The following is a 2698-nucleotide window of genomic DNA, read 5'->3' as shown; positions in this document are numbered from 1 at the left end:
GAAATTACGTTACTAAAACGTTACTTTCTAACGGCTTTGGGCGTTGCTATTTTCTAATGTCATTCAAAGTAAAGTTCTTCCTTAATTTTCAATAATAATTTGGACGACAAAATTATTATTATTTTGATTAAAATTAATCAAAACATTACTATAGGCCTTGCTAATCTTTTCCAAATTAACCAAACCTAGTCCTTTATGGTTGTCTTTCGTTGTTACCCCACGGTTACGTAATTTATCAAGTGAGACCCCCTGCGGAATATATGGGTTAGAAATTGTAATTTCAACTAGATTATCTTCAGTATAAAATAAAATATCTACCTGTGGATGATCTGTCTGTAGACTAGCCTCTTTAGCATTATCACATAAAATTCCCAACATCCGTACTAAATCTAAAGTATCTACATGTAATTCTGGCAAAGGATAAGGACATTCAAAATGAACTTTGACTCCTGCTATCTCTAGTTCTGTAAACTTATTGCCTAAAAATTTACTCAAGTTAGCATTCGTAATATTTTCCAAATCACGAATACCTGTCATCAAGTTCGGCGTTTTAACTACTCTTTTAGCATATTGATCTAACATATTAATATCATGTCTACTTTGAACACTCAATAAAAGATTACGATAATCATGTTCCAACTCGACCATCGATTTTTGCTTGGCTTCTAACTTTTCCGTATAAGATTTAAGCGCATAATACTCCGCCTTTTTACTAGCATAAAGTGATGCACGGATAACGAGGAGGATTAGAATAATAATCTCTATTACCGCTACCAAGATACCAAATCCCAAATATTTATCATAAACTTCTGGCGCAATCTCCAAAGCTAATTGTTGCAAATAAATTACTGATAAATATAAAAACCATAAAACAACTAAAGCTAGCTTATAACTTCCCTGTGAAAGTAATTTTTCCCGAAGATGTAATTTTTCTACCACAATAATTAACGTAACTTGAACTAAAGTCGAACCTGTCGCATCAAATATAAAAAAGGGCAAACTTCCATAACTAAAGTGATTAAAATAATAATTCACCACCATCGCCATAAAAAATACCGTTCCAAAAGATAAGAGAGCTGACATGTAAAAACCATATAGTAACCGATAATAACCTCGCCAAAATAAAGTAACTGCAACTAAGCCATTGAGTCCAAATATGAAATACATCGTCCCCCAGTCATCAGGGATCAGATAGAACTCTATCCAGGGATAACCAAAAGCATAAATGAAGGCCAAGCTTCGCTTTAAATATGATGGATGACGATGGATTCCCCATAAATAGATAAAAGTTAATAAATCCAAAGTCAAAAAATAAAGATTCCCTAAATCTTTATAGCTCATTACTTCCTATCCCAACTTTCTTTGACCTTACGTAAGTAACGGAAGGAAATTGATTTAGTTATCCCACTTTGTAAACGCATCCAACGTTGACTATAGTTAATTTCAACAATATTATATGTATTAACTAAACAAGAACGACTAATTCGAAGTAGCTGTGGATATTTAGCTTCTATTTCGCTCATTGGTGCATAAAATTCAAAAAAACGATTACCAAAAGAAACCTTTAACTTGTGAGATATCGCAGTAGTCTCTATATACTGTAATTCATCTAAATGGTATCGATAATTAGTCTTACCGATTTTAAATTCAAAAATTTGGCAATTTTCTTCTTGCCGTTGTATCAAGCGTTCATAAGCGTCCTTTAAAAGATCAAACACTTCAGCTCGGATTCCGTCTAATCCTTGGGCTTTGTCCACCCATCCCATCGGCTCCACTCGTCGCATCAAAGTTAGTGGTGCCAGTTCATTATGCGCAGTCACAAAAATAATCTTAGCAAGTAAGTCACGCTTACGGATCCAAGCTGCTAGGTCAATTCCGTCAAAATCTTGCTCCTTGAGGTCGATATCAAGAAAATAAATCCCTTCACTAACCTTTTCTTTCTCAAGATAATCCTTAATAGTTTGTGCTTTTTCACTCACACAAGCTAACTCAAAATCATATTCACTATGAAATAGGATAAAATTATTAATAGCTTGCCGAAGGTAGTCCCTTTGCATTAAGTTATCCTCACAAATAAAGATTCGTACTGGCAAAATTTTCGCCCCCCTAAAAAATAGTACATAGTATTGTAGCACAAATACTATGCTATTTTACAAAAATACCCTGGAAATTTATAAATTAATCCCAAAAATATAGATTAAGAAACATCAATACGAACTTTTTCGTCAATTTAACCTATAAATGTTAACTGCCGTAACGACCTATACTGAACCGCCCATCACAACCAATTTCTAATTATAGAATTGAATTCTTCTTTTACGTTATGTTATCAAATTAGACCAAAAGAAAAGACCAACCTTATTTAAAGTTGATCTTAACTAGCGGTGTTTCTTATGAAATTCTTCACTGTCTTTCTTGCTGGGTTTAGCTAGTGTCAAAGCAGCAATAACAAAGGCTCCAGATAATACAATATCCATGTCCTTCCCTCCAATCTATTTACCGATAAATAGATTATATTAAATTAACTTACTTTTTGTCAACGACTATAACTTACAAAAAATAAGAAAAAATTATTGGTAAGAAATTATAACCCAAACTTAAAAAAAGACTCCCTCGAATAACCCCACTAATGAGATTTGCACAACGTTGTTGAAAAATATTTTTTTCAAAGCTTATAATTCGGGAATTTTTAAGGTTT

General features: G+C 33.0%; 2 protein-coding genes. Both read right to left on the bottom strand.

The annotated features are described in order from the left end of the window. Positions 1 to 81 precede the first annotated feature (81 nt). Positions 82 to 1341, bottom strand: a complete 1260-nt coding sequence (locus tag JCM10991_RS11475) for a GHKL domain-containing protein (RefSeq protein ID WP_025021563.1) — start codon at positions 1339 to 1341, stop codon at positions 82 to 84. Beyond that, positions 1341 to 2093, bottom strand: a complete 753-nt coding sequence (locus tag JCM10991_RS11470; protein WP_035189013.1) for a response regulator transcription factor — start codon at positions 2091 to 2093, stop codon at positions 1341 to 1343. The genes JCM10991_RS11475 and JCM10991_RS11470 overlap by 1 nt, the downstream gene beginning before the upstream one ends. Positions 2094 to 2698: the final 605 nt, after the last annotated feature.

The sequence above is a fragment of the Ligilactobacillus equi DSM 15833 = JCM 10991 genome (assembly GCF_000615765.1).
Classification (GTDB): Bacteria; Bacillota; Bacilli; order Lactobacillales; family Lactobacillaceae; genus Ligilactobacillus; species Ligilactobacillus equi.
Note: the sequence above shows the minus strand (reverse complement) of the source record. Positions and strands in the feature narration are given on the sequence as shown.

What these genes read in the sequence shown, in the direction of transcription:
- JCM10991_RS11475 (WP_025021563.1), bottom strand. Translation starts at nt 1,341, where the DNA reads ATGAGCTATAAAGATTTAGGGAATCTTTATTTTTTGACTTTGGATTTA.